Below are 26,990 nucleotides of genomic sequence, written 5' to 3' on the forward strand. Positions count from 1 at the left end.
TTTTTAGCGCAGTTTTAAAGTGGATAGTCCGATCAAAGCCAAAATGATGGCAATGATCCAGAAACGGATAACGATGGTGGACTCGGCCCAGCCTTTTTTCTCGAAATGGTGATGGATGGGGGCCATGCGGAAAACGCGTTTTCCGGTGAGTTTATAAGACGCCACTTGGACGATAACCGAGACCGCCTCGAGAACGAATAGGCCGCCGATAATGGCCAGAACAATCTCATGTTTAATCGCGACCGCGGTTGTTCCCAAGGCCCCGCCAAGAGCCAACGATCCCGTATCTCCCATAAATACCATTGCGGGCGGAGCGTTGAACCAGAGAAAGCCTAAAGAGGCGCCGATAATTGCGCCGAGGAAAATAGTGATTTCCGCGCTGCCTGGTACAAAAGGAACGCCGAGATAGTCAGAGAAAATCGCATTCCCAACGAGATAAGCGATAAAGGCCAGGCTCATACAGGCGATCATGACCGGAACGATAGCGAGGCCGTCCAAACCATCCGTCAAATTAACCGCATTGGCAGAACCCACAATCACGAGGCAACCAAAGGGGATAAAAAATATCCCAAGATTAATCGTAAAGTTTTTCAGCAGCGGAATAGCAAGTCCTGTTGAAAATGTGCCTTCTTGAGGAAAAGCCATTGTCAAAACCCAAACGGCTATCGCCGCAATGATAAATTCGAGCAGCAATCTGATTTTGCCGGAAAACCCTTTGTGGCTTTGGCGGGAGACTTTCAGGTAATCATCATAATATCCGATTGCGCCGAAGCCCACCGTCACCAAGAACACTGTCCAAAGAAAAGGACTCGCCAAGTTCCCCCAAAGGAGCGTGGACGGAATAACGCTAAGCATAATCAGCAAACCGCCCATCGTCGGGGTACCCGCTTTAGCGATGATATGACCTTCGGGTCCATCTTCGCGAATAGGCTGACCCTTCCCCTGTTTAGAGCGTAGCCAATTGATTGCCCGGGGGCCGATCATAAACGCGATAAGCAGCGACGTCATCAAAGCTCCGCCAACGCGGAACGTGATGTAATTAAATAAGTTGAAGAACTGAAATTCGTCCGATAGAGGCGCGAGCCATTCATAAAGCATTAGTGTGCCCCCTCTTTGAGCTTTTTGACAAGCGCGCCTAAGCCCGCAGCGTTTGATCCTTTGATCAAAACAATGTCCCCATCCTTAATTTCGTCTTTCAGAGCGGATAAAACGTCTTCAGCACTGTCCGTCCAGGCGCCCCGCATCATGCGCGGAAGCGCGCCGCGCAAAACGCGCATGCACTCGCCTTTTAGAATGACGCGGTCAAATCCCGTATTTTCTAACGGCTCCGCTAAAGCCGCGTGGAATTCCAATTCCTTCGGACCCAATTCGCCCATATCCCCAAGAACAGCGATTTTCCGGCCGGGACGCAAAGAGGTCGCCGCAAAGGCCGCCCGCATACTGGTCGGATTGGCGTTGTAACTCTCGTCAATCAGAGTGAATGATTTACCGCCGAGTGTCAGCGCATGGCTGTCTCCCCGGCCTTCAGCGGGAGCGATTTGACCCATAGCCTTGGCCGCCTTTGTCAAATCAAGCCCTGCCGCTTTAGCAACCGCCAGACAAGCCGCTGCATTATGAAACCAATGCTGGCCCGGAACGGATAAAATCACGTCAATTTCTTCCCCTGCAACTTTCAGGGTTGCGGTACCGCCAGCGGCGTGAGCCTCCGTTTTTACAATTTGAACGTCGCAGTCTTTTGCCTCGCCAAATGTCAAAACGGATCGCCCGTCCGCTAGAGATTTTATAAAAGGCGTATGCGGGTTATCACCGTTCAGTATAAGGGTGCCGTCGAAGGAAAGTCCGTCAATGATTTCCGCCTTCGCCTGGGCAATATCTTTTTCGCTCTCAAAATGCGCGAGGTGAACACTGACCACATTCGAAATTAGCGCGATGTCTGGTTTGACCTGTTTAGACAGCGCAGAAATTTCTCCGGCGTGGTTCATGCCCAACTCGAAAATGCCAAATTCGGCCTCGACCGGCAGAGTTGCCAGCGTGATCGGCGCGCCTAAGTGATTATTGAAAGACTTTTGTGATTTATGCGTCTCTCCGAATTGAGCGAAAATAGTCGCTAGGGCTTCTTTGATGCTCGTTTTTCCTACGCTTCCGGTGACTGCAATACGCAAGGCTTTTGAACGGTCACGCCCGGCCGCGCCAAGCGCTTCCAGCGCTTTTTGCGTGTCAGGGACGATAACGGTATTTGCATCTTCTATTTGTTTTTCGGCTAGAACTCCGGCAGCGCCCGCTTCGATAGCCTTGGGAATAAAGTCATGCCCATCGCGTTCGCTTTTCAACGCGACAAAAAGGTCATTCTTTTTTAGTGTCCGCGTGTCGATTGACAGACCTTCTACGCTAAAATCCCGCGCCGACGCGCCGCCGGTAGCAAGGGCTATATCTTTTGACGTCCAGAGACTCATTCCGACAGCTCCCGAAGCAAACGCTGCGCCACGGCCACATCTGAAAACGGAATTGTTTTGGTCCCGATAATCTGACCAGTTTCATGGCCCTTCCCGGCAATGACAAGGCAATCTTGTGGACCCAGCTCGGAGATGCCCAAAGCGATGGCCGCCTCCCGGCCTTCAACATTCTTGGCGCCCGGGCAGCCTTTCATTACTTGCAGACGAATATCGCGGGCATTTTCGGTTCGAGGGTTATCATCCGTCACAATGACAGAATCTGCTAACTTCGCCGCAACTGCGCCCATTTTTGACCTCTTATCGGGGTCCCTATCTCCACCGCATCCGAAAACGACTACTATTCGTCCCATCGTGTGCGGCCGGACAGAACGAAGAAGCTTATCCAGACCGTCTTCGGTATGAGCGAAGTCGACGAAAACAGGCGCGCCGTCTTTGGTTTGCCCCGCACGTTCCAAGCGCCCTGAAACGCCTGTCAGTTTCTGTAAGCCTTCGAGACCGGCTTTAAGGCTTACGCCGGTCTGTAGGGCGAGCGCCAATGCCGCCACGGCGTTTAAAGACTGAAACTCACCAGCAAGTGGCAAAGTCAGTTCATGGCGCTTGCCATCAATAATTAGAGTTAAATCCTGCGACGCGGCGCGGGGTATAATTTCATCAATACGGATATTATCGCCCGTCCAGCCAATGCGCGTGACCTCTTGCCCGCGAGACTGAGCCTGCTTAGCAAGCTCTTTTCCATGCGTTCCGTCCACCGTAATCACGACAGGGGCGTCGGACGGCGTCAGCTCTGAAAACAAACGCGCTTTGGCTTCGAAATACTCGCTTTCATTCGCGTGATAATCAAAGTGATCCTGTGTCAGATTCGAAAACCCTGAGGCCGTCACATCTACGCCGTCCAAACGATATTGTACGAGACCGTGTGAGGACGCCTCCATGGCAACGTGCGTAACGCCCTGCTCCGCGAGGTTATGGAGTGTCTCATGCAAAGCCACGGCATCGGGAGTTGTATGAGTCATCGCCTCATAGCCCTTGGGCGACATGACGCCCAATGTGCCGAAACACGCTGCCTGATACCCGGCATGGGTCCAGAGCTGCCGTAGAAACTCGACAGTTGAGCTCTTGCCGTTCGTTCCTGTCATTGCGACAAGGGTCCTCGGCTGCTTGGGGTAAAACTCTCTTGCCATGTGAGCATAACGCAAACGCGGGTTTTCATCTGCTATGAGAGGCAGCCCCTCAGTGTCCGTTCCAGGCAATGAAAGAACAGCTACGGCGCCGTTTTCTTTTGCTTGTGAAATATAGTTTCGGCCATCTGCTACTGTGCCGGGTAAAGCCGCAAAAATCACACCGGGCTTTACGGCGAGGCTGTCGCAGCTCAATCCCGTTGCATTCAGCTCTTTAATCATGTCGTTCATCGTGACGCCTCCTGACGGATAGCTGCGATTTGCGAGACATCTCCAATCTCCGCATTTCTAGCTCCCGGAAGCATAGGCCCGATACGTTCAACAATCTTCCCGGCAGTGGGCGCGGCGTTCCAGCCCGCCGTAGCATAACCATATGTGCCCTCAACAGGCTGAGGCTCATCCAACGTTACAAGCATAACATATCTTGGGTCGGAATGAGGAAAGGCGGCGACAAAAGACGTCACAAGACGCTTCCGGTCATATCCGCCATTCGCCGGTTTCTCCGCCGTGCCTGTTTTCCCCATCACGCCATACCCTCTAATATTGGCTTTCTTACCCGTTCCGTCCGTAACAACCTTGCGCATCATATGGCGAAGGTCGTCGGATACCTCAGCAGAGAAAACTCTGCGTGTTTGCTCCGGATGAGCGGCGCTACGGCGCATAACCGTTGGCGTGACATATAAACCGTCATTCAACATTGCTCCTACCGCTGTCGCCAGGGCCAAAGGCGTAACCGCCAGACCGTGACCATATGAAATTGTCACCGTCGCCATTTCACCCCACCGGTCTTGAATTTGTGGATGCGCGCTTTCAGCCAGCTCAATCGGCACCCGATCCAGAAGGCCGAGATTTCGAAGATGAAATTGCTGCCTTTGAGATCCGATACGCTGCGCAATCATGGCCGTTCCGCGGTTTGAACTCTCAGCAAGAACGCCTGTCATATTCAGCGGCACATCCGAAGGGTGGTCATCACGAATCCACTTGCTCAGAACTTTATAGGGTTTTTGCACAGGGAACAGCTCCTCCTGATCGGCCACCTTGTCTTCCAAGGCCATGGCCATCGTCAGCGGTTTAAAAACAGAGCCTAAATCGTAAGTCGACATTGAGGCATGATTATAGCGACTTTCGGGTGAAGTTGCGCCCGGCACATTGGGGTCAAAATGCGGCAAAGACACCATAGATATGACTTCGCCGGACTTCATATCCAGAACGACAGAAGATGCCGATAAAGCTTTAAAATGAGTCATCGCCGCGTCCAACTCCTCCGTCACGGCGTATTGAACCCGCATGTCAAGAGACAAGGCAACAGATGGAGATTGATCTTGAGTCAATCGATCATTCACAGCCCTCTCAATGCCTGCGACGCCTTGCATGTCGACATCTGTGAAACCGACTATATGAGCCGCCAAGCTGCCCCGAGGATAGACACGTTTGGACTCGGTTCGAAATTTCAGTCCCGGCAAGCCAAGTTCAAAGACCTTCTGCCTTTCCTTTGGCGTTAGGCCGCGCTCTATCCATACGAAAGCCAAGTCCCGGCTGAGTTTTTCTTCAAGATCCACCACATTTAAATCAGGACGTATTGCGGCCAGTGCCTGCGCGGTTTCTCGAGGATTCCAAACCCGGCGAGGCTCAGCAAAGAGGGAATAAGTCTGAAGCGTCGTCGCGAGTAATTCACCGTTTCTGTCTGTGATATCCGCCCGGTACGTGTTGACCACACCCGGCATTTCCGTGACATGGTTTTCAGGCGCAAACAGAGAAATCTCTGCCAACCGTACGATCACCAAACCAAGCACTAACAGATAGGCTACCATTCCGATGCGGATACGAATTCGCCCTTCCGAAACGGCCTCGGACTCATCATCTGCGACCTGCATGGTTCGCGAATTTTGGGGCTGCAAACTGGTCATTCGAGCGCGCCCCGCTCTTTGACGCCGCGCAGACCCGCCTTATCTGGGCCCGAAATCTCTCCATCGACACTTGCGGTAGGCCCCTTCCCCTCTCGAAAAGGAAGGGTTTCTGCAAGTTCTTCGACAGTCAATGTCGTTTTCGTCGAAATGGGCTCAAACCCTAACTTTCTCTCAGCCAAACCCGCCAAACGCTCAGGGCTCTCGCGAAAGGCCAATTCAGCTTCCAATACAGATATCGCCCGTTCTTCAGATGCAATCTCGCGCTCAAGACGCACAACATCCTCTTTCGCCGTTTGCGCCCGCGTTTTGATATAGAAAAGCCCAACTGTCAGGGCGACACCGATAACAAATAAAATAAACGCACTCAGCCTTTTGCTGGCGGATCGGTTATGGGCGCAGGTCGTCATAGGAGCGCCTCCAAATCAGAGAACTGCGGCACCCGCAAGGCACGAGCTTCAGACTCGCCCCAAGGCGCGGCATCGGATCGAACCGCGACGCGCATTTTAGCCGAACGGGAGCGAGCGTTTTCTTTGATTTCCGTCTTGGACGGCTTAGTCACAGATCGCTTTGGAAGTGAAAAACTAGGCGGCGGGCCGGTATGCTCAACCGCCGGGGCGTAACGCGAGCCCCCTTCAATTTCGCCGGCCCGCTCCCGGAAGAATGTCTTCACGATACGGTCTTCCAGAGAATGGAATGTGACGACAATCAGCCGCCCCTCAGGCGCGAGCGCTTGCTCCGCCGCATGCAAAGCCCGAAACAGCTCTCCTAGCTCATCGTTGACAAAAATACGCAAAGCCTGAAAAACCTTTGTTGCCGGATGCGTTTTTCCACGTCGCCCCAAGGCCTTCTCCAGCAAATCGGCGAGCTGCAAGGTCCGAGTTAGCGGCGCGTCGTCTCGCGACTGAACAATCACCTTTGCGGCGTGGCGCGCCCGGGCCTCCTCGCCATAAACACGGAACAACTGCTCAAGCTGAACCTGGCTTAAATTCATGACGGCATCTGCTGCAGTCGGGCCCGATTGGCTCATGCGCATATCGAGCGGCCCATCGCGCATAAACGAAAATCCGCGTGCCCCCTCATCTAATTGCATGGAGGAAACGCCAATATCCAAAATCACGGCATCCACCGGATCGAGACCCAGCAGGTCAAGCTTGGAAAAAGGCGTCTGAATAAGCCGGAAACGACTGCCATATTCCGCCGCCAGCTCGGCCGCACGAGGCGCCACATTTGGATCGCGGTCAAGACCAATAACTTTGCAGTTCTCGGCCTGCAAGATAGCCTCGCTATAACCACCATAACCGAAAGTTCCGTCCACATAGGTCTCTCCGGCTTGCGGACTTAAAGCTTTTAACACCTCAGGTAACATTACGGGGTAGTGCTTCATGACTGACCCCCAGTTAACGGCGGCGGCTGGACCGGACGAAGGCGGTGGCGATTTTCCTTGGCGAGCTTACGCATTTGTTCAGCCCGCTCTTCATGAGCTGCAGGAGACCAAATTTCGAAACGACGCCCCAACCCCACAAAAGTGACATGACCGTTCAGGCCAGCATAATCGTGCAAGTCTTTCGGAAGGGATATCCGTCCGCCGGTGTCAAATTGCAAAGGACGGCTGGCCGCAAAAATGGCGCGCTGCAAGGCGATGCGGCCTTCGTCATAATAATCAAGGGTGTCGAGGGAGCGTTGATATTCTTCCATCAACGCCATACCGCCGCCTTCGAGATATTGTCCGTCGAAGCTCGGCCAGACGACAATGCCGTCAAAGCCGCTCCCCGCGACAACGGCGCGGAAATCCGCCGGCACGGAAACCCGCCCCTTCGCATCCACTTTGTTTGTCACGCTGGACAGAAACATGAAAATCCCTTGATAAGCTTGGCCTAGCTTAATTTTGGGATAGCATGGGATAATATGGGAAACAATGCCAATTTAGGGGAATATTAGCTATAGATTGCTTTTTCCACACTGTGAACCCTTCTGGGGATAACTCTTTATTTACGAACAATAACAAAGGGTTAAGAATATATTTCCAAAGAGTTACTATAGCTCCAAATCCATAACCCAAACGTCACCGTTTCGGCGCCGGACATCTCCAGAGGCCGTCATAATAACGCAACACCACTCTGTTAACCTCAACCATAAATCGCCCCGGTCACTTCAACTAGGTTAACGACAAGGCGCCCAAGATGTGGTTAAATTATAATACTTTAAATGGCGGCGCAGAATTCTAAGCGACTATCAACCGATAGTATCGAGTAAAACTTGATTAGTTTGTGACGCCAATTTTGATCGTGGCAGCAATAAAAGGAACCGACTATTCATTTAGAAAATTTATGACCCACCAAAAGCTCAATATTTTAATTTTAGAGGACGAAGCTTTCGTCGCCTATGATTTGGCAGAAACAGTCGAATCCGCAGGGCATGGCGTTTTGGGTCCATTTTTCAACTGCGAAGAAGCCGAAAAATCGCTCGCCATCGTCAAGCCGGACTACGCCATTTTGGATATTGATCTGGGGAACGGCAAAGACAGCCTTTCACTAGCTAAACAGCTTAAGGTTCGAGCAATCCCCTTTACCTTTGCAACTGGCTATGGCGGCGAACAAAACGAACATTTTCGCGACTTTGAGGACATTCCCCGACTGAGCAAACCTTTTGGCTTTCACGAGGTCGAGGACCAGATCTCGACATTAATGAGCTAGGCGCACCAACCGCTCTTTTTTCTGTAGATCAATAATTTTTAATAGCCGTCTGCGTTGAAACAATTTCGCCTGCCTAAAAATAGGTTTGGCGCCTTCGAGCGAATTGCTCCGCCCCCTAGAAGCTCCAAATTTCAACTATCTTAAATAATAACCTTTTTGTAATTGACAATCATTCTTAACTCCCTATGAAGCGTTCCGTCTTGCGAGTAATTCGCAATAACGAAAACTAGAGAGATAGAATGCCCATTAAATATAGCCTCCCAGCCTTGCTGCTATCGACAGCGTTTTGCCCCGCCGCCCTGGCCCAATCACCGTCGGGTGGAGCCTCCGCGGATACCGGGTCATCGGACACAGACATTTCTCAAATGGCCTCCGCAGAGCCAATTGACGAAATCGTCGTGACGGCGAGTGGATTCGAACAAAATCTTAGCCAGGCGCCTGCTAGCATTACGCTTATCCCTCGCATGGAGCTAGAAACCCAGCGGGTAAATAGCTTGGCGGAAGCCCTTTCGACGATTCCTGGCGTGGATATTGGTGATGGCGTGGGTAAAACGGGCGGGCGCGAGATTTCAGTTCGAGGTATGCCAAGCGACTATACGCTTGTCCTGGTTGATGGCCGCCGCCAGAATGCCGCCGGCAATGTGACGCCTAATGGATTTGGAGATACATCCTCAGGCTTTGTTCCCCCAGTATCCGCGATTGAAAGAATCGAGGTCGTGCGTGGGCCAATGTCGACTTTATATGGTTCCGACGCCATGGGCGGCGTCATTAATATTATTACCCGAACCGCCACAGATCGCCTAAGAGCCGATCTAGGATTGGACACGACTCTTCAAGAAGACGAGGGTTTCGGGAATAGTTATAACTCGACCCTTTATCTCGACGGTCCCATCTCCGATGACCTGCTCACTTTCTCTGCACGCGGAAGATATTATCACCGCGAAGCTTCAGAACTCACCTATTTCGACGAAAACGGAAATGAATTAGATGTCTCGCAGCGCGGTCCAAGCCCGGTAAAGGCAGACATCTGGTCGCTTGGGGGACGGTTGAATTTGTTACCGAATAATCGGCATAAAATCTGGGTTGATGTCGATATAGCACGCCAAACTTATGATAATTCCGAAGGTCAGCTCGGAACGCTCGGCGTCAGAGGTTACGGCCCGGAGCAGAAGTTCAATCGCAATCAATATGTGCTTGCTCACACATCAGAAGTTTTAGGCGGCGTTTTAGACTCCGACGTAACCTATAATGAGACAGAAACGATCGGGCGTATTCTTCCGGATGATGTTCCCGGAACTGACCGGCTGCAAGGGGACCCACGTCAACTTGAAGCTCAAAATATGATTTTCAATACGCGCTTCTTTAGAGAAATCGGACAACATACTTTTACAATTGGCGGCCAGTTCTGGCATGCCGAACTTCAAGACGGCGTCGCTGCGGAACCGTTCGAGCATGACCAATGGGCCGCGTTCCTCGAAGACCAATGGCAATTTGCCGACAGCCTCAGCCTGACCACAGGTATTCGTTACGACGATCACAGCGTCTTCGGATCTAATGTTAGCCCCAGAGCCTATTTGGTGTGGAATGCGTCTGATGCCTTAACGCTTAAAGGCGGCGTCAGCCGCGGATTTAAAACGCCGCGCCTCGAACAGATCGCCGAAGGCATTGTGGGCTTCCGAGGTCAGGGAACTATTCCCTTCCTTGGCACGCCTTCGCTACAGCCGGAAACCAGTACAACCTACGAGGCAGGCGCATATTTAAGAGGTGCTCAAGGCTTGCAAGCCAATGTTACCGTTTTCTACAACCAGTTCGACGACAAGATTGCATCCGGCCCAACTTTTGCAAACTGCGCCTTCAACCTCACGGAGGAAGAGTATAATGCGCTAGAGCCTAGCGACGCCTGCTTGGATTATGGCTTCTACCCACGACCCGCGACGTATTCCCAGGATATCAATGTCGATGAAGCAGAGACGCGGGGCATAGAGGCTTCCTTGCAACGCAACATCACTGAGGATGTGAGGTTTTCTGCAAACTATACCTACACGGATAGTGAGCAAACCAGCGGACCAAATATTGGGGAGCCGCTTGTGAACACGCCTGCGCATCAATTGAATGGCAGAGTCGAATGGGCAATAACCGACCGCCTCAATAGCTGGATCAGAAGTGAATACGCTTCGCCCCGTTATCGCGGCGCCGGAGAGGCCCAAGACCAATTGGGTGATTTTAAAAGCTACACCCTTTTCCATTTAGGAGGAGCCTTTGAAATCTCTGACTCTGTAACTCTGAGTGCGGTCGTCTATAACTTGCTGGATGATAATTTTGTAAGCTATGTGCCCTACACGTCTCGCGGCAGTCTGGCCTATTCAAATGAATACGCAATCAATCAAGAACCACGGCGCCTCTGGTTATCGGTCAATGCAAGGTTTTAAGGATATTCATGCCATTTCGTAAAATATTATTCTGGTGCCACCTCTGCGCAGGTGTGGCTTCAGGCATTTTCGTCTTATTGATGTCCGTCACCGGCGTCCTGCTGACTTATGAACACGACATGCAACTTGCCGTTCGCAATAATGCAAAGACAGAGTTTCAATCGGGAAATCCTCGGCTCTCCCTTGATGAATTGACGGATATCGCCACTGAGCTTTCCGGTACGCGCGACGGAGTTTCGCTTTCAATGGACCGCGATCCGAAAGCGCCTGTTCTGGTCCAAAAACGCGGACGTGACGTTATTCTTCTTGATCCTTTCACCGGCGAGCAAATCGACGACCCCGCCAAAAGTCTGGATGAGTTTTTCAGCTATGTCGTCAGACTTCATCGTTGGCTGGCAATGTCCGGCGATAGCCGTGAGACCGGGAAAGCCATTACCGGCGCCGCCAATCTCATTTTCCTATTTATCGTAATTAGCGGGCTCTACCTCTGGCTTCCAAAAATCTGGCGATGGTCGTTTATAAAACTGAATCTATTTTTCCGACGAAATCTGCCGACCTCCAAAGCGAGAGACTATAACTGGCATTATGTCTTCGGAATTTGGGCGCTTGTCCCGCTTTTCTTCATCGTTCTATCAGGCGTAATCATCTCTTACTCTTGGGCTGGCAATCTCGTTTATAAACTTGCGGGCGAAGATGTCCCGAAGCGCCGAGGCCCGCCCCCGCAGGCGAGCGCTGATTTAGGCGATGCCGGGGCTGACGCAGCAATCACGCTTTTGTCTCAACAGAACGCGCTAGAAAATGTTCTCGCGGGGGAGGAGAGGAAATGGAAATCCGTTTCAATCCGCCTTCCCAAATCCAACGAAACACCCACTATAAATTTTGCCTTAAACTACGGATCGGGCGTCACGCCTAATCAGCGGGAAACGCATATTTATGACAGAGCGAATGAGCGGCTGGAAAAGATCGAGACGGCAGATGACGCAAGTCTCGGCCGGAAGCTAAGAATCTGGTTCCGCTTTATCCATACAGGGCAACAATACGGCCTTATCGGCCAGACAATTGCCGGACTGGCGTCCTTGGCGGCGTGTTTTCTCGTCTACACAGGATTGGCGCTGAGCTTTAGACGGCTTATCCTGCCGCTATTTAGACGACGTAAGACACCAGCTTAGCGTGGCAGTAAAAGTGTCAGAGGGTCTGTAAGCCGGGTTCTGTCCTCGCTTGCGCGATGGGCAATCATTCATCTGGGGCGGTCGTTACCGAACGCCTCTTGCAACCAACCCGGACGGCCCATGTAACGGGGTATACCGTCCCTATTTGGTTTTGCTCCGGATGGGGTTTACCTGGCCGGGACTGTTACCAGACCCGCGGTGCGCTCTTACCGCACCCTTTCAGCTTTTCCGTCCCGAAGGAAGGTAGTCTTCTCTCTGTGGCACTTTCCCTGAGGTCGCCCTCGCCGGCCATTAACCGGCATCCTGTTACATGGGAGCCCGGACTTTCCTCACGCGCCGCAGCGCGTGCGATTGCCTGACCCTCTGACCGGAGGGTCTCTAAGCCTGCTTTGGTCTTATGGCAAGAGCCGGACGAGCGCCCCAACGCGCTGGAGACAGTCCATGTCAATCACACCGGGAATATTGCTTGGTCGCCAATGTCGTTGAAACGCCGTCATGACAAATTTCGTTCGCTCATCAAACTGCCCCGTTACCGCTATGTCATAGCCAATTTGGGCGAGCCCCTGCTGAATAATAGAAACCCCGCGATCTCTGTCGCCCGGCTCGAATAGGATACGTGTATCAGGATGGGCTTCGAATTCAGCCCAGAGCCCGATACCGGCCGCCGCCAAACTGCTCCACGGGAAATGTTCGCCGGGATCCTCTTTGCGCTCCGGCGCAAGATCGCTATGGCCTATCACATTCCAGGCTTGGATCTCGTGGCGCTCTAAAATCGTTTTGGAGAGCGCAATGACCGCATTTATTTGCTCATCCGGATAAGGCGGAAGGTCGTCTGCGTTCGGGAAATTGTGACCGCCATTGACGATCTCGATACCGATAGACGACGAGTTAATGTCAGAAATACCTCGCCAATTTCCGACGCCGGCATGCCAAGCCCGCTTCTCTTCCTCAACCAGCTGAGAGATTCGCCCATCTTCGAATACAATATAATGCGCGCTGACTTTCGCGTCCGCATCACAAAGACGTTCAAGAGCGGCTTGGCCTGTCTCCATCCCCGTATAGTGCAGGACTAGTTGGGATATGGGCAGGGAGCGTTCATTGAAGTTCGGGCTCTGATCAGTGCGGTCAATCTTCATTCAGGGTACTTTTCCTGCATAATTTTGAGGTCTTTGACAATCATTTCTTCGAGCACGTCTACATCGATGTCTGACAATCGTTTTATGTAAAGGCAGGACTTGCCTTTTTTGTGCTTACCCAACCGGGAAAGCTCATCCGAGAAATCATCATAGCCCGGTAAAAGATAGACGCTAATATTCTGCGCTCTGGCTGCAAAACCAATTCGTAGGAAGTCCCCTTCCCGGCCGCTGTCATACTTATAATGATATTCACCAAAACCAACTATGGACGGCCCCCACATTTTCGGAGGGTGACCAGAAAGCCTTTCCATCATAGCGCAAATTTCTCGGCAATCTTCCTGTTTCTGCGCTGGGTCAATAGCGGCAAGGTAAGTTTCAACGGAAGCCTCAGTTGCAACAGTTTTATTGGCCATATTCAGGACTCCATCATTTTCGGGGCCGACTTAGAGGATTTTTGCCGCCTCGCAATCACATAGACACAGGGAAGAATAATCGCGGCTCCAATTATATAGCGCGGTTCTAAGGTCTCGTCCAAAAGAAGAATGCCCAGAATAGTCGCAAACACTGTGGTCATAATTGTCAGAGGTACAATCACGGCGACGTCATAGCTTTGAAGAAGGCGGAAATACTGGCCATGTGAAAAGATGGAGACAAAAACAGCACCATAAGCGGCCGCAATAATCAAAGGAACGCCATCTTCTTTGAACGTCGTCACTTGCCCCGATTCGAATAGAATGGACGCGGCCCCGCTCGCCAAAAGAAGTAAAAGAGACATCCAACTCACATAAATTCGCCAGTCTATATTTCCGACTTTTCTCATCAAAACACTCCCGAGAGCGAGAGAGACATAGGCGATAAAGATATAGACCAGATTTATATCCAAACTCAGTCCGCCGGGCTCATACACCATTATACAAACGCCTATAAAGGCGGCGACGATCGCTCCGGTGCGGATTCGCCCGATTTTCTCCTTTAGAAAGAAAACTGACATCAACGTCGCCAAAGGGATCATCGTTTGCGACAAAATCGATGTCCCGGATGCTGAGGCTGTCTGCAGGCCTGTATAAAGGAACCCAAGGTGGATTGCCCCAACGCAAAGACCCACGATAAGCAAAAGGCCGAACTTTTCCGGAAGGGGCTTGAAAAGGAATACGCCCATGAAAACCAGGACGATGGCCGCCCTCACAGCCGCCAGCATAAAGGGCGGCACCGGATTATTGCCTAGCGCCCAAGCCCCAACCACAAAATTACCGCCCCAAAAGAGACAGCACGTCATTAAAGTCCAGAAATCAATAGGGCGCATATAGACGGGCTAAACAGCCCCACCTGCAACGTCAAAGCCTAATCGTCCCGCCAAGCGAAATTGACGGAACTTTACTCAATCATCCACGCTCCACCCATCCGGCGTGCGGTGGGCGTCTATAATTGGACCGTCATCAGACGCGGAAGGATTCATCTGCGCTTCGAGATCGGCCCGCATTTTACTCGCCCGGGCTTCGAACTGAGCTCTCGGCCCAAAAGGTTTGCCAAATAGCTTTGCGCGAACCCAGAAAAAACCGAACGCCACCAATCCCACCAAGGCAATACCTAGGATAACAAAAAAAGCCACGGCCGCAGAAAAAGCCAACATGAAAACACCACCAATTGCGGCGGCTGTCAGGAACAAAACGCGCGTGAGAGTTCCGAACCAGGATGTTGGTCCACTGAGATTGTAAGTATTAGACATAGTTTTTACCTCGGCTCTAATGTCGGGGTATTTAGTGATTTCGTCAAGATGTCTGCGCCTATCATTTCTGTAAGACTTAAATTACGCAGACTAATGCGCTTAAAACTGCGCCTATTATCGCGCAGGTAGTCCCCGCCCTACAATGGGGCGTTTTGCCCTTTGCGCCATGATATCTGCGTAAGCTTTATTAATTACGGACATTTTGTGATTTGCCAGTCCCATTAACTCCCGAGGCGCCCCTCTGGCGACTAATTTGTCCGGATGGTTGGCCGCTGCCATGCGGCGATAGGCGTGTTTGAGATCTTTGTCGCAAATATCTTCATCGACCCCTAAAATCAGATATGGATCGGTCGGATCAACGCCGAGGTTGGAGGACCGAATACGGTCGTATTCCCGCTCTGAAAAGCCGAAGATATCACTTACGCTTCGAAGAAAGTCCTCTTCTTCAGCCGTCACAATTCCGTCCGCTAAAGCGATATGAAAAAGCCCATCCAAAACATCTTCAAGCGCCGCTGGCCGGGCCCGAAAGTAGCGAGCGACGATTTTGGCATATTTTTCGAATCCTAAAGTCGTCTGCCGGGCTAGATCAAAAAACTTCGCAACTTGCGTTTCTGATGCAGGCTGCGGCTTGAAAACTTGTTGAAACGCGCGAACATCTTCTAATCGAACCTGCCCGTCAGCCTTCGCCATTTTAGCGCCCAGCGCAACAAGAGCGACCACGAGCCCCGACTGATCAATCGGACCCGCCTCACCCTCATTGGAAAGACGCATCGGGGGGCCAAAAACCTGAGCCGCCCCGGTAAATATGGATTGCCAGATACTCACGACTTGCGGTTAAACAAGCGCGCTCAAAAATACAATGATTCCTGTGCGGCCTGCGCGGCTAAGCCGCTTTTGTCGCGCCCGACTGACGATGATGCAATCCGAGAATACGCGAAACCGCAACCGCTAATTCTGCCCGGTTAAGCGTATATAGATGAAAGTCACGGACGCCTCGGTCATGAAGCTCCGCCGTCAGCTCAGCTGCCAGAGAGGCTGTCAAAAGCTCGCGGGTTTGAGTGTCCTTATCCAGACCTTCGAATAATTCTCTATACCAGTCCGGCACGGACACGCCGCACATTCCCGCCATACGGGCCAGACCTTTGAAATTTGGCTGAAGCATCAAGCCCGGAACAATCGGAATATCAATGCCGGCGTCGAGCACTCTGTCCTGGAACCGGGAGAAGACATCTGGGGAAAAGAAAAACTGTGTAATCGCCCGATTGGCGCCCGCATCCACTTTGCGTTTCAGATTATCAATCTCGTCCCGCCAGTTTGAACTCTCAGGATGTAGTTCCGGGTAAGCCCCGACGCTGACGTCGAAATCTGCGACATCTTTGATGCCTGCGACAAGGTCACAGGAATAGGCATATCCTTTAGGGGTCGGTACATATTTCGCGTCAATCCCGTCCTGAGGGTCTCCGCGCAGGGCAACAATATGACGAACGCCTGCCTCCCAATAGGCTTTTACGATTTCATCAATCTCTGCTTTTTCAGAGCCGACACAGGTCAAATGCGCCGCGGGTTTGAAACTCGTTTCTTTTACCATCCGGCTAACAGCGTTGTGCGTGCGCTCGCGCGTTGAGCCCCCGGCGCCGTAAGTCACAGAAACAAAGTCGGGATTGAGCGGTTCTAATTTCTTAATGGCCTCCCAGAGCTTTTCTTCCATCGCCGTGTTTTTCGGTGGGAAAAATTCATAGCTAACGCGAATATTTCCGCTGGTTGCTTCGGTTTTGGACTGATCCGCCGCGCGGGCAATCGTCCCGACAGCAGCATTGGGATCGCGGGTTGGCATTACAGTTGGCATAAATATCTCTTCTCGAAAGCATCGCTTCTAGTCGCAGGGTTCCCGTTCATCACGGTTTTACCGCTTTCCATATCTTGATAGCGGGGTTGTTATTATTGCTCAGTTTTGTCTCAATTTTTATCTGTAAATCTGCCCATTTGGCCCATTCCGTAATATCCAGGTCCGTGAAACCTAATCGGCGGTGGGCATAATCCTCCCGAAAATGATCTTCGGTATGAGCTTCGAAATCGACAATCAAAAGCTGTCCGTCCCGAGTTAGCAACCGCGAAGCCTCATAAATCGCCTCACGGGGGTCATCCAAATAATGAAGAACCTGATGGAGCGTAACCAAATCCGCGGTGTTTTCCCGAAACGGCGTCGCGTGTAAATCGCCTTGTTGAACAGATATATGCCCAAATTGATCGGGGGCCAGTTTATGCCGCGCCACTTTCAGCATGTCCGGATTGGAATCGATTCCGGCCCCCCTCGTGATTCGACCTGAAAACAACTCCAACATCCGCCCTGTGCCGGTCCCCATATCGATCATGAAATCGAATGGCCCGTCGCCGGAAATCTTCAATAACGCGTCTTCGATCCGTTCCTGCGGTAAATACTCATCCCCTAATTGATCCGAATTCTGAGCCACCCTTGCAAAAAAAGCATCTGCCACGCGGCTGCGAGCATCTCTCACCTCATTCAAACGTCTCATATCTGAAAGTAATAAGGCTTCATTTTGTGGCAAAGTCTGTAAAGTTGTCTCAACCAGTTTCGTCAAAGCCGGGTTTCCGCGTTTTAATCTTGAAAACACCCAACTGCCCTCTCGGAGGCGTTCAATGATTTCGACCGATTCAAGGGATTTAATATATTGGGTCACTCGAGGTTGTGATAACCCAAGAATTTGAACCAGCTCTGTGATCGTCAACTCACCACGCGCCAAAAGCGCAAGAATACGTAAACGGTCAACATGACCCATAGTTTTCAATGCGGCGGCAAAATTCTCCATATCTCCTATTATCACAGAAGAATTACCCTGCATATAAAAAAACCTTTATATCTTTATAAAGATGCATTTTTAAAGCCTTAGGAGTCAACGCAGAAGATTTTTCACGTTTAGGTTACCCTCCGGCATCATTTATCGGGAACTACCCTCGTTCTTTAGACATTGGTTCAGCAGAACAAGGAGATTAAAATGACACGTTTAAAACTTGCTTCCGCAACCCTTGCTGCCTTGATTGCCATGCCGGCACTTGCCTCAGCACAAGACAGATATGAAAATAGAGCCTATGAGGACTGTAAGAGATCCGATACTCAAAACCAAGTGCTTGGCGGGGCTGTGGGCGGCTCACTCGGCGCCATTTCGGGGAATGAGATCGGCGATGATGAAGGCGCTGTCATTGGAGGCATCGCTGGCGGTACAGCAGGTGTCGCGATTGCAGATAAAGACTGCTCCCGATTTGAATATGACCGGTATGACCGCCGCGACGTAAGAGGTGACGTCATCTATAATGATCGTTACTATAGAGGCGATGATGGCCGTCGTTATTACCGCGGCGATGACGGACACGAATATTATCGTGATGTAGATGGTCGGTATTATAGAAAGGGTAAAAAATATAAGGGCCCAAATCACCCGTCTTATAACGCTCCGGGTCAGGTCAAAAAGCGTTACAATAAATAGCCTTTGAATATTGAAAAGCCTGCCTCACGGCAGGTTTTTTTTATGAACGCAAGCAGAGCGCTAAAAATTGCGAGGAAATCAACGTGACCTCACCCTTTCAACCGTTCTACCGATCAAATTTTACGAATTTAAGCTTCTTCGGCATATCGGCATCAGGGCCGAGGCGGCGTTTCTTATCTTCGATATAATCGGCAAAGTTACCTTCGAACCACTCCACATGACTGTCACCCTCATAAGCGAGGATATGGGTGGCTACACGGTCAAGGAAGAAACGATCATGGGAGATAACCACGGCGCAGCCCGGGAATTTTTCAAGTGCAACCTCAAGAGAGGCCAAAGTTTCGCGGTCCAAATCATTGGTCGGCTCATCGAGTAGGAGCAAGTTGGCCGGCTTGGTCAGCATTTTCGCCAAGTTCACGCGGTTACGTTCCCCGCCTGAAAGCTGTCCGACATTTTTCTGTTGGTCTGTGCCCTTGAAGTTAAAGGCGCCTACATAGGCGCGGCTTGGAACCTCGCGTTTGCCCATATGGATGATGTCGAGACCGTCCGAAATTGCTTCCCAGATATTTTTGGAATTATCCAGCGCGTCGCGGTTCTGATCGACATAGCCAAGCTCGACCGTTTCGCCGACTTTGAACTCGCCTTCATCTGGCGTTTCTTCGCCCGTGATCATTTTAAACAAGGTGGTTTTACCCGCCCCGTTCGGACCGATGACGCCGACAATGCCGCCGCGCGGCAATTTAAAGGATAGGTCCTTGATCAAAAGTTTTTCGCCAAAGGCCTTGGAAACATTTTTGGCTTCGACCACCACATTGCCGAGACGCTCGCCCATTGGGATACGGATATCGGCGTGGGAAACGACCTCTTTTTCGGCCTCGTCGCGCAGGTTTTCATAAGCGCTGATACGGGCCTTGGATTTCGTCTGGCGGGCTTTCGGATTGGAACGGATCCATTCCAGCTCTTTCTTGAGCGCTTTGGTTTTGGAATCGGCTTCGCGGCCTTCCTGGTCCATACGCTTGGCTTTGGCGTCAAGCCAAGAGGAGTAATTCCCTTCATGCGGATAGGTTTTGCCGCGATCAACCTCGAGCGTCCAATTAGTGATATTGTCGAGGAAGTAGCGATCATGGGTAATCAGAATGATCGCGCCTTTGTAATTGACCAGATAGTTTTCCAGCCACGCAACCGTTTCCGCGTCCAAATGGTTGGTCGGTTCGTCAAGCAAGAGAAGGTCAGGTTTGGACAGCAATAGCTGACACAGCGCCACGCGGCGCGCTTCCCCGCCAGAGAGATTATCTACGGGAGAGTCTTTGGGCGGGCAGCGCAGAGCCTGCATAGCCATCTCAATTTTGGAATCGATGTCCCAGGCATCGCGGCCATCGACTTTTTCCTGGAGCGCCGTCATTTCTTCCATCAACTCGTCGGAATAGTCCTCGGCCATTTTCATGGCGACTTCGTTATAGGTGTCGAAGATTTTCTTGTCTTCGCAGCCTTCAATGACATTGCCCCAGACGTCTTTGGACGTATCCAGACGCGGCTCTTGCGGCAGATAGCCAACCTTTACGCCGTCCGCGGCCCAATGCTCGCCGGTCACCTCGGTATCGACGCCCGCCATGACTTTCATCAGAGTGGATTTACCTGCGCCGTTTACACCAATGAGGCCGATTTTGGCATCCGGGTAAAATGACAGGTGAACATTGTCGAGAATGGTCTTATTGCCGAATTTCTTCGTCAGACCTTGCATGTGGTAGCAAAATTGGCGGGCCATAGAGCGCTCTTATAATCGAGGTAAAATTTGAGCGCGATATGCGGCGAATAGTTTGAAAAAGCAAGGGTTAGTGCTCACCCTCTGCTTGACATTTCTTCTACCCTGCCCGACCACGCTCTCATGAAAATTGCGACTTGGAATGTGAACTCTATCAAAGCCCGGATGCACGCGGTCACGGCGTGGCTGGAGGAAGCCAAGCCGGATATTGCCTGTCTCCAGGAAATCAAAACAGTGGATGACGCCTTCCCGCTGATGGAAATTGAAGCCCTCGGCTATAACGTCGCGATACACGGCCAGAAAAGCTATAACGGTGTCGCTATCCTGTCCAAGCTCCCCTTTGACGAGGTCTCCCCTCGCCTGCCCGGCGATGACGAAGATGAGCAAGCGCGTTATCTCGAAGTGGTGGTCAGCGGCAAAGACGGCCCCGTGCGCGTGGCTTCCATCTATCTGCCGAACGGCAATCCCGTCCTCGACGACCCGATGGAGAGCCCGAAATATACCTATAAGCTCGACTGGATGGCGCGCCTCAAAACTCATGCGGCAGAGCTGTTGAAAAACGAAGATCCGCTTATTCTGGCCGGCGATTATAATGTTATCCCTCGCGCAGGCGACACACATGACCCCAAAGCCTGGTGGGGCGACGCCCTCTACCGCCCCGAAACTTTGCAGGCTTTTCAGGCGCTGAAATATCTAGGCCTGACGGAAATGTTTGAACAGTTTGACGGGCGCGACGGGCAATATAGTTTCTGGGATTATCAGGGCGGCGCGTGGCCGAACAATCTCGGCATTCGTATTGACCACCTTTTGCTATCCCCCCAGGCCGCGGATAAAGCCAAAGGCATCGTGATCCATCGCCATGTACGCGAAGGTCAAAAGCCATCAGATCATGTTCCCGTTGTCGGGGAATTTAATCTTTAAACTCTAGGCCTGAGCATTCCCCATAAAGCGGGGTCTACCATATCAGACCCCGTCTCCGTCATGAATTTAGGGCGGGCGGCGGTTTTAATCGTTCCGTTTCCTATGGCTTCATCCACAGCGGCTTCGACAGCGGCAATTCGGGCGTCATAAAACTCGCGGCGTTCAGCCTGTATCTCATCTTCTGTCTTGGCCCGGGCGCAGGCATGGAGCGCGTCTATATCTGCCAGCAGACCGAAAACCAGTTTCATTTCCTTGCAAATGGCTGTTTTGGCCTCTTCCGCGCTGCGGGCGCGGCGGTCTGAACCGAATTGAACCTCTTCGCCTAAAGGGAGGAGCGCGTGCATCCGGTTTCCAAGAAACGCTATTTGCAATCCCTTGAAAATATCGAACCCATCAAAATCCATAAGGCGTTGCATAAAATCGGGTGTCATGAGGCTTCGACCCTCAACCTGATCATCGGAATAGACCTCAAACAGAGCTTCAAACCCGGCATCAACCAGTCTGACACGCGACATATCCTGAAGTGTTTTGGGGTTTAGAATTCCTGCGTCCCGCACAATCACCGTTCGGCCTAGAAATCCCGTATAGTGATCGACACTGACGAGCAGCCCTGAAAATCCTTCCCCTGCAAACCGCGCAAAGGGTTCTTCCAGATTTTGCTCTGTATCCCTCGCGGAAATTTCGAGAATCTCAAAAGACAGGTCGCGATAGCCCTTGCCAATAATATGGCCGTTACAGCGGAAAAGCCCGCTTGGACTACGGAGCATTCCGGTCGCATTCAATAAGGGCAGAATGGGCGGCGGTACAGATTTCGCGCGGTACTGCCAGCCGAACACGTCGTAAAGCTGTACGCGGAGCGCCTGCAAATCCTGCGGAGTTTCAAAAGAGAAAGCCGTCATAAAGACGGCTTACCTTGATAAGTTTAAAGTTGGGTTAGGGTAAGTCCCTTTCCTTTAGCCAAGGCCCGCCAGAGCTTCTTTCAGCTTTTCCTGCTCGGCAATATAATCGGCGCGGCGTTCTTTTTGCAAAGCCACAACCTTTTCCGGCGCTTTAGCGACAAAGGCTTCGTTACTCAGCTTTTTGTCGATTTTATCGATCTCGTCCTGAGCCTTGCCGATTTCCTTATTCAGCCGCGCGCGTTCGGCGTCCAAATCAATGAGGCCTTCGAGAGGGATGGCATAGGTCACCCCGTCCACCACCGTCTGGAGCGCGCCTTGCGGGGCTTCGCTTGCAGTTTTGACTTCCGCCACACGCGCCATGGGCGAGAGCTGCGGCGCATAATAGGACAAACGCGGATCCAGATCGCCTGAAAGCATTAAGAGGTCGGCTTTCTTGGCCGGCGGAATATTCATATCAGATCGGACAGAGCGAATATTCGTAATCAGTGTCTGCAGCCACTCAATTTCCTCTGTCGCGTGGATGTGGAAAAGATCTTCGCCAAATTCGGGCCACGGCGCCACGATCAAATGGCTTTCGCGGCGAGCGTCAATCTTGTCCCACATTTCTTCGGTGATGAAGGGCATGAACGGATGGAGAAGTTTCAGGATTTGATCCAGCACCCAGGCAAAGGTCGCTTGCGTTTCCTCTTTCGCGGACCCGTCCGTCCCCGAAAGGAGCGGCTTGGTCAGTTCCAGATACCAGCTACAGAAAGTGTCCCAGGCGAATTTATAGGCGGCATCGGCCGCATCGTTAAATCGGTAGGCCTCAATGCAGCGGGACACTTCCTGCGCCGTCTTGACCGTTTCGGACACAATCCACTGATTGATCGGGATAATTGTATCGGACGGATCAAAAGTAACCGTCGGTTTGCACCCGTTCATCTGGCCGAAATTGGCGGCAGACCAGAGCTTGGTGCCGAAATTCCGGTAGCCCGCAATGCGTTCGACAGACAGGCGGATATTGCGCCCCTGCCCGGCTTGCGACGCCAAAGTAAAGCGCAAAGCGTCCGCGCCGTAAGCTTCAAATCCGTCCGGATATTGCTTGCGCGTTGCTTTTTCGATTTGCGGCGCTTTTTCCGGATTTTTCAGTCCGCGTGTGCGTTTCGCCACCAGATCATCCGCGCTCACCCCGTCAATCAAATCCAGCGGGTCGAGCGTATTGCCGATCGATTTGGACATTTTCTTACCGGCTTCGTCTAAAACGAGCGCATGGATATAGACGTCATGAAACGGCACTTCGTCCATGAAGTGAAGCCCCTGCATCATCATCCGCGCGACCCAGAAGAAGATGATGTCAAATGCGGTGACGAGGACGGAAGTCGGGTAAAAACGTTCGAGTTCCTCGGTCTGTTCGGGCCAGCCGAGAGTCGAGAACGGCCAGAGGCCTGAGGAGAACCAGGTGTCCAGGACGTCTGGGTCGCGGAAAATAGTAACTCTTTCAATTTTCCCGTTAGTTGAGAACCAAGCCTCTTCTCCATCAATCTGATTGGCAAAAGTAACTTCTACTTGTTTGCCATAATATGTTTTGGCTTTCGAAATTACGTCCTCTTGCGATTCTGCTACGAAACATTTCCAAGCAGCAGATTGCAAAACGGTACCATCCTCTGAAAGCGAGACCCCATACCAAGCCGGGATTTGATGTCCCCACCAGAGCTGGCGGGAGATACACCAGGGCTGGATATTCTCCATCCAGTGGTCATAGGTCTTCTTCCAGTTTTCAGGAATGAAACGGGTTCCGCCTTGCCCTTCTCCGCAGGTGTTGGAGCCCCTCAGCCCCCCTTCGGGGACCCTCTCCCCGTGGGAGAGGGAGGATTCAACCTCAGTCTCGTCCCCAGCTTTCCCTTCTCCCATGGGGAGAAGGTGGCCCGAAGGGTCGGATGAGGGGTTCCCATTTTTAAAGTTCGAATGCCCGCGCTCAAACGCGGCCATGGCGCCTTCGGCCATTTTATCGGCTGCGACAAACCACTGATCGGTCAGCATGGGTTCGATGACCACACCGGAGCGATCCCCAATCGGTTGCTGGATTTTCTTGTCTTCGATTTTTATCAGCAGGCCTTCGGCGTCGATATCCTCGACCACGGCCTTGCGCGCCTTGAACCGATCCATGCCGACATATTTTTCCGGCATGACGGCGTTGCCGTCCTTGTCCTCGCTGGCGATCATCACGCCTTTTTCGTCCATGAGCGAGTACATCGGAATGTCATTGCGCTTGGCGACTTCGTAGTCGTTGAAATCATGAGCGCCGGTGATTTTCACCGCGCCGGAGCCGAAATCCATATCGGGATATTCATCCGTGATGATCGGGATCAGGCGGTCGGCGAGCGGCAAGCGCACCATTTTCCCGACAATCGAGGCGTAGCGTTCATCATCTGGATGAACGGCCACCGCGCCGTCACCGAGCATGGTTTCAGGACGTGTCGTGGCGATGGAAATATAATCGCGCTCTTCCGTCAGCGTGACGTTTCCGTCCTCGTCTTTTTCGACATAGGTATAGGTCTCGCCGCCATCAAGCGGATATTTGAAATGCCAGAAATGACCGTCTTTTTCGATATTCTCGACTTCCAGATCGGAAATCGCCGTCTGGAAATGCGGGTCCCAATTGACCAGACGCTTGTCGCGGTAAATCAGCCCGTCATTATACATATCGACGAAAGCTTTGGTGATGGCCTCCGCCATTTTATCGCTGTCATCGTCCGGATCGCCGAGGGTGAACTTTTCGCGCGACCAGTCGCAGGAGGAGCCCAGGCGGCGAAGCTGCGTCGTGATGTTGTCGCCGCTTTCCTTTTTCCACGCCCAGACATGGTTCAGAAAGTCTTCTCGGCTCATGTCTTTGCGCGCTTTACCCTCGCCGGCCAGTTTGCGCTCCACGACCATTTGCGTGGCAATGCCTGCATGGTCGGCGCCCGGCTGCCATAACACGGCTTTACCTTTCATCCGGTTATACCGAACCAGAATGTCCTGAATCGTATTATTGACCGCATGGCCCATATGCAGACTGCCCGTCACATTGGGGGGCGGAATAACGATTGAGAAATTATCGTCCTTGGTATCGTCAGGCTTGGCCGGGCGCGGTTTGAAAGCGCCGCTTTCTTCCCACATTTTATAAAGGCGCTGCTCCGCCTCTTTCGGATCGAAATTTTTCTCTAACATCACTTTACCTAAACAGAAAATTCGGGGCCAAATAAAAAACCCGCCTACCCGGCCACAGCATTAAAGCCTCGGCCAGGAAGACGGGGTTTATCGCGCTCTGCCTCAAAAGAAAAGAGGCAGAGAAATCTACTTACCGGAAGAAATCCGCTGAACTTCTTTCGTCACGGCGCGCTCGACAATGTCGTTAAGATGTTCGTCGAGCCACTCTTTGAGCATGGGACGAAGCGCTTCCATGACGAGATCGCCAATGCGGTCGCCGCGTTCGGCTTTGATGGCTTTTTCCTCAACCATATTATTCAGAGACGCAAAAGCGTTGGACGCCGCTTCTCCGCTCACTTCGTCGAGAATTCTATCTTGATTTACGGCAGCTTTGGGCATGTCTGCAGTCTCCTTTGGGTTCGTTTTAGCAGAGATTTCGACGACATCGGCAGATGTCTGAACGTCCTCCGGGGATATTTTAGCCGCTTCAGGCGGGGAGGTTTCCCCGGCTGTATACTCTTTATCTTCAGAGGATTTTACGCTTTGAGCGCTAGAGCCGTGTGCGGCCTCTAATTTGGCTTCGGCCTCAAGCGCGTCACGCTCTGCTTCTCCGGCGATCTCTCTCAGGCTGGAAATAAGAGATTGAGCCGCAAGAGAGGGCTGTTTTTCAGCTGCGCTCTCTTCGGCTTGATTGCTTTCTTCTGGTCGTGAATCTTCAAAGGCCTCTTCAGCCGCATCGGGCTCAAGCTCATCGAAGCCCAGGTCCTCTAGAGAAATATCGTCCTCAAGCGTTTCACTTGAAGTCTCTTGAGAAGTCTCCGAGGGCAATTCAACAGAAGCTGGAGGCGCTTCCGGTTCAGGAATTTGTAGCTCAGCTTCTTCGCCCAGCTCGTCCTCTAGACTCATATTAATAATCTCGTCGAGAATATCGGAATCATCTAGATCTTCTTCGTCAGAACCCTCTTCGGCAGTCATTTCCTCGCGAATGGTTTCTTCCGGTTCGGTCAGGTCCGCCATAAGAGATTTGACGATATTCATATCGTCATCATCGGAATGGAAAGCGGGCTTCTCGGCCTCCTCCGCACTCATTAACGTGGATTCCGGCGCTACAGAGGCGTCCTCAACAGGGTTTGGATTCTGCATCGCCTCTGCAAGAATATCATCAATTCCTTCAAACTCATCTTCCGCTTCAGAGTTTCGCAAAGTCTCTGGGCTCGACTCCGCAATAGTCTCTGATCCGGAGGCTTTTTTCTCTTCAACGGCTTGTGAAGAAACCCTATTCTCTGGCGTCTCGGCGAGCAAACCTTCCAACTGGTCAAACAGACTATCATCCTCATCGTCGTGGGGAGTGTCTGCCTCAGAGAAAACAGTCGGCTGTTCTTCATTAATGATATCGGACAAATCTAGAATATCTGTATTCCATGTTTCGTCAGTAACAGGTTCGACGACAGAGTCAGCTTTGCCAGAAGTATCAGCCTCGGCAGCAGGCGGTTCTTCAGGCAGCTCTGGTATCTCAATATCCAACATTTCGGCGACGTCGCCGTCATCCGAAAACGTCTCAAATGTTAGGTTTTCCGGCGCTTCCGCTGGCGTCTGCGCCTCGCTGAGGAGAGCTTCAATATCCAGATCAACCGTGTCGTCGTCCTGAGTCATCCCGCCATTACTTGGCGAGGCATCGCTTTGAAACTGATGGAAAACAGGCGTGCTCTTATAATCCGCCGAAGGACCCGACACCGTTTCGGAGATCAGGCTGGCAGGCGATAAAGACGGCTCAACCTTTAAGCTACCGTCCTCGGAATCCCCGGAAGAGAGAGCCTGCGGCGCCGAAATATCCATTTTCTGGTCATCATCAGCAATGATCTTCCGGATAGAATCCAGAATATCTTCCATGCTCGGCTCATCCGCGAGATGTGCTTGCTCTGATTCGGATGTCGTTTCAGACATAGTGACCTTGATTTCCCTGAATTCTTATAAGAACCCGATTCATTCGCCTTCCCCCAAAGACTTGTTAAAACAGGGTTAAGACAACACGTGAGACTTGTCTAG

Annotated in this window: 23 protein-coding genes and 1 other RNA gene; 5 read left to right on the forward strand and 19 right to left on the reverse strand. The window is 51.9% G+C overall.

Annotated elements, in window-relative coordinates; genetic code table 11:
• Positions 1–3: 3 nt before the first annotated feature.
• Genes mraY through ACNA05_RS00565 form a run of 7 tightly spaced genes read right to left on the reverse strand, consistent with a single transcriptional unit; the run spans position 4 to position 7,389 of the window.
• On the reverse strand, positions 4–1,098 hold the full coding sequence (mraY, locus tag ACNA05_RS00535) for a phospho-N-acetylmuramoyl-pentapeptide-transferase (RefSeq protein ID WP_415809417.1): 1,095 nt from the start codon (positions 1,096–1,098) through the stop codon (positions 4–6).
• Entirely contained in the window at positions 1,098–2,453 is a 1,356-nt protein-coding gene (locus tag ACNA05_RS00540; RefSeq protein WP_415809418.1) for a UDP-N-acetylmuramoyl-tripeptide--D-alanyl-D-alanine ligase, read from the reverse strand. The genes mraY and ACNA05_RS00540 overlap by 1 nt, the downstream gene beginning before the upstream one ends.
• Positions 2,450–3,862, reverse strand: coding sequence for a UDP-N-acetylmuramoyl-L-alanyl-D-glutamate--2,6-diaminopimelate ligase (locus ACNA05_RS00545; protein ID WP_415809419.1), 1,413 nt, complete (start codon positions 3,860–3,862; stop codon positions 2,450–2,452). Before ACNA05_RS00545 ends, ACNA05_RS00540 begins: the two co-directional genes overlap by 4 nt.
• Positions 3,859–5,538, reverse strand: coding sequence for a peptidoglycan D,D-transpeptidase FtsI family protein (locus ACNA05_RS00550; protein ID WP_415809420.1), 1,680 nt, complete (start codon positions 5,536–5,538; stop codon positions 3,859–3,861). Before ACNA05_RS00550 ends, ACNA05_RS00545 begins: the two co-directional genes overlap by 4 nt.
• A complete protein-coding gene (gene ftsL / locus ACNA05_RS00555) occupies positions 5,535–5,945 on the reverse strand; it encodes a cell division protein FtsL (protein WP_415809421.1) in 411 nt (136 codons plus the stop codon). Before ftsL ends, ACNA05_RS00550 begins: the two co-directional genes overlap by 4 nt.
• Positions 5,942–6,922: a 16S rRNA (cytosine(1402)-N(4))-methyltransferase RsmH gene (gene rsmH / locus ACNA05_RS00560; protein ID WP_415809422.1), complete on the reverse strand. Its 981-nt coding sequence runs from the start codon at positions 6,920–6,922 to the stop codon at positions 5,942–5,944. The genes ftsL and rsmH overlap by 4 nt, the downstream gene beginning before the upstream one ends.
• Positions 6,919–7,389: a division/cell wall cluster transcriptional repressor MraZ gene (locus tag ACNA05_RS00565; RefSeq protein WP_415809423.1), complete on the reverse strand. Its 471-nt coding sequence runs from the start codon at positions 7,387–7,389 to the stop codon at positions 6,919–6,921. The genes rsmH and ACNA05_RS00565 overlap by 4 nt, the downstream gene beginning before the upstream one ends.
• Positions 7,390–7,805: 416 nt before the next feature.
• Between ACNA05_RS00565 and ACNA05_RS00570 the strand changes: the two genes are divergently transcribed.
• From ACNA05_RS00570 to ACNA05_RS00580, 3 genes are all read left to right on the forward strand, one after another.
• Positions 7,806–8,231, forward strand: coding sequence for a response regulator (locus tag ACNA05_RS00570; RefSeq protein ID WP_415809424.1), 426 nt, complete (start codon positions 7,806–7,808; stop codon positions 8,229–8,231).
• A 239-nt stretch (positions 8,232–8,470) separates the two neighbouring features.
• Positions 8,471–10,660: a TonB-dependent receptor domain-containing protein gene (locus ACNA05_RS00575; protein WP_415809425.1), complete on the forward strand. Its 2,190-nt coding sequence runs from the start codon at positions 8,471–8,473 to the stop codon at positions 10,658–10,660.
• An 8-nt stretch (positions 10,661–10,668) separates the two neighbouring features.
• Positions 10,669–11,829, forward strand: coding sequence for a PepSY-associated TM helix domain-containing protein (locus ACNA05_RS00580; protein ID WP_415809426.1), 1,161 nt, complete (start codon positions 10,669–10,671; stop codon positions 11,827–11,829).
• 12 nt (positions 11,830–11,841) lie between these two features.
• Here the strand turns inward: ACNA05_RS00580 and rnpB are convergent.
• The 8 genes from rnpB to ACNA05_RS00620 form a co-directional block, all read right to left on the reverse strand.
• An RNA gene (gene rnpB, locus ACNA05_RS00585) (RNase P RNA component class A) lies at positions 11,842–12,196 on the reverse strand.
• A gap of 28 nt (positions 12,197–12,224) precedes the next feature.
• The gene (locus tag ACNA05_RS00590) at positions 12,225–12,965 is read right to left on the reverse strand and encodes a peptidoglycan recognition protein family protein (protein ID WP_415809427.1); all 741 of its coding nucleotides are present in this window, start codon (positions 12,963–12,965) and stop codon (positions 12,225–12,227) included.
• Positions 12,962–13,378, reverse strand: coding sequence for a DUF1801 domain-containing protein (locus ACNA05_RS00595; protein WP_415809428.1), 417 nt, complete (start codon positions 13,376–13,378; stop codon positions 12,962–12,964). The genes ACNA05_RS00590 and ACNA05_RS00595 overlap by 4 nt, the downstream gene beginning before the upstream one ends.
• A gap of 2 nt (positions 13,379–13,380) precedes the next feature.
• Entirely contained in the window at positions 13,381–14,268 is an 888-nt protein-coding gene (locus ACNA05_RS00600) for a DMT family transporter (protein WP_415809429.1), read from the reverse strand.
• Between the two features lie 75 nt (positions 14,269–14,343).
• Positions 14,344–14,691: a hypothetical protein gene (locus ACNA05_RS00605; protein ID WP_415809430.1), complete on the reverse strand. Its 348-nt coding sequence runs from the start codon at positions 14,689–14,691 to the stop codon at positions 14,344–14,346.
• Positions 14,692–14,805: 114 nt separating this feature from the next.
• The gene (locus ACNA05_RS00610) at positions 14,806–15,516 is read right to left on the reverse strand and encodes a TerB family tellurite resistance protein (RefSeq protein WP_415809431.1); all 711 of its coding nucleotides are present in this window, start codon (positions 15,514–15,516) and stop codon (positions 14,806–14,808) included.
• A gap of 58 nt (positions 15,517–15,574) precedes the next feature.
• Positions 15,575–16,537 carry a methylenetetrahydrofolate reductase [NAD(P)H] gene (gene metF, locus ACNA05_RS00615; RefSeq protein WP_415809432.1) on the reverse strand — a complete coding sequence of 321 codons (963 nt, stop codon included), beginning with the start codon at positions 16,535–16,537 and terminating at the stop codon, positions 15,575–15,577.
• Between the two features lie 49 nt (positions 16,538–16,586).
• On the reverse strand, positions 16,587–17,519 hold the full coding sequence (locus tag ACNA05_RS00620; protein WP_415809433.1) for an ArsR/SmtB family transcription factor: 933 nt from the start codon (positions 17,517–17,519) through the stop codon (positions 16,587–16,589).
• Between the two features lie 186 nt (positions 17,520–17,705).
• Here ACNA05_RS00620 and ACNA05_RS00625 point away from each other — a divergent pair, with 186 nt between their 5' ends.
• Positions 17,706–18,194 carry a hypothetical protein gene (locus ACNA05_RS00625; protein ID WP_415809434.1) on the forward strand — a complete coding sequence of 163 codons (489 nt, stop codon included), beginning with the start codon at positions 17,706–17,708 and terminating at the stop codon, positions 18,192–18,194.
• Positions 18,195–18,300: 106 nt separating this feature from the next.
• On the opposite strand, the gene ettA is transcribed toward ACNA05_RS00625, so the two are convergent.
• Positions 18,301–19,959, reverse strand: a complete 1,659-nt coding sequence (gene ettA / locus ACNA05_RS00630) for an energy-dependent translational throttle protein EttA (protein WP_415809435.1) — start codon at positions 19,957–19,959, stop codon at positions 18,301–18,303.
• 120 nt (positions 19,960–20,079) lie between these two features.
• On the opposite strand from ettA, the gene xth reads away from it, so the two are divergent.
• Positions 20,080–20,877 (forward strand): exodeoxyribonuclease III, encoded by a 798-nt coding sequence (xth, locus tag ACNA05_RS00635; RefSeq protein WP_415809436.1) that lies wholly within the window; start codon positions 20,080–20,082, stop codon positions 20,875–20,877.
• Here xth and ACNA05_RS00640 read toward each other — a convergent pair.
• From ACNA05_RS00640 to ACNA05_RS00650, 3 genes are all read right to left on the reverse strand, one after another.
• Positions 20,874–21,776 (reverse strand): DUF3137 domain-containing protein, encoded by a 903-nt coding sequence (locus tag ACNA05_RS00640; RefSeq protein WP_415809437.1) that lies wholly within the window; start codon positions 21,774–21,776, stop codon positions 20,874–20,876. The genes xth and ACNA05_RS00640 overlap by 4 nt on opposite strands.
• Before the next feature lie 54 nt (positions 21,777–21,830).
• Positions 21,831–24,965, reverse strand: a complete 3,135-nt coding sequence (locus ACNA05_RS00645) for a valine--tRNA ligase (protein ID WP_415809438.1) — start codon at positions 24,963–24,965, stop codon at positions 21,831–21,833.
• A 126-nt stretch (positions 24,966–25,091) separates the two neighbouring features.
• The gene (locus tag ACNA05_RS00650; RefSeq protein ID WP_415809439.1) at positions 25,092–26,888 is read right to left on the reverse strand and encodes a DUF2497 domain-containing protein; all 1,797 of its coding nucleotides are present in this window, start codon (positions 26,886–26,888) and stop codon (positions 25,092–25,094) included.
• Positions 26,889–26,990 lie beyond the last annotated feature (102 nt).

Source organism: Litorimonas haliclonae (assembly GCF_965138505.1).
Lineage (GTDB): Bacteria > Pseudomonadota > Alphaproteobacteria > Caulobacterales > Maricaulaceae > Litorimonas > Litorimonas haliclonae.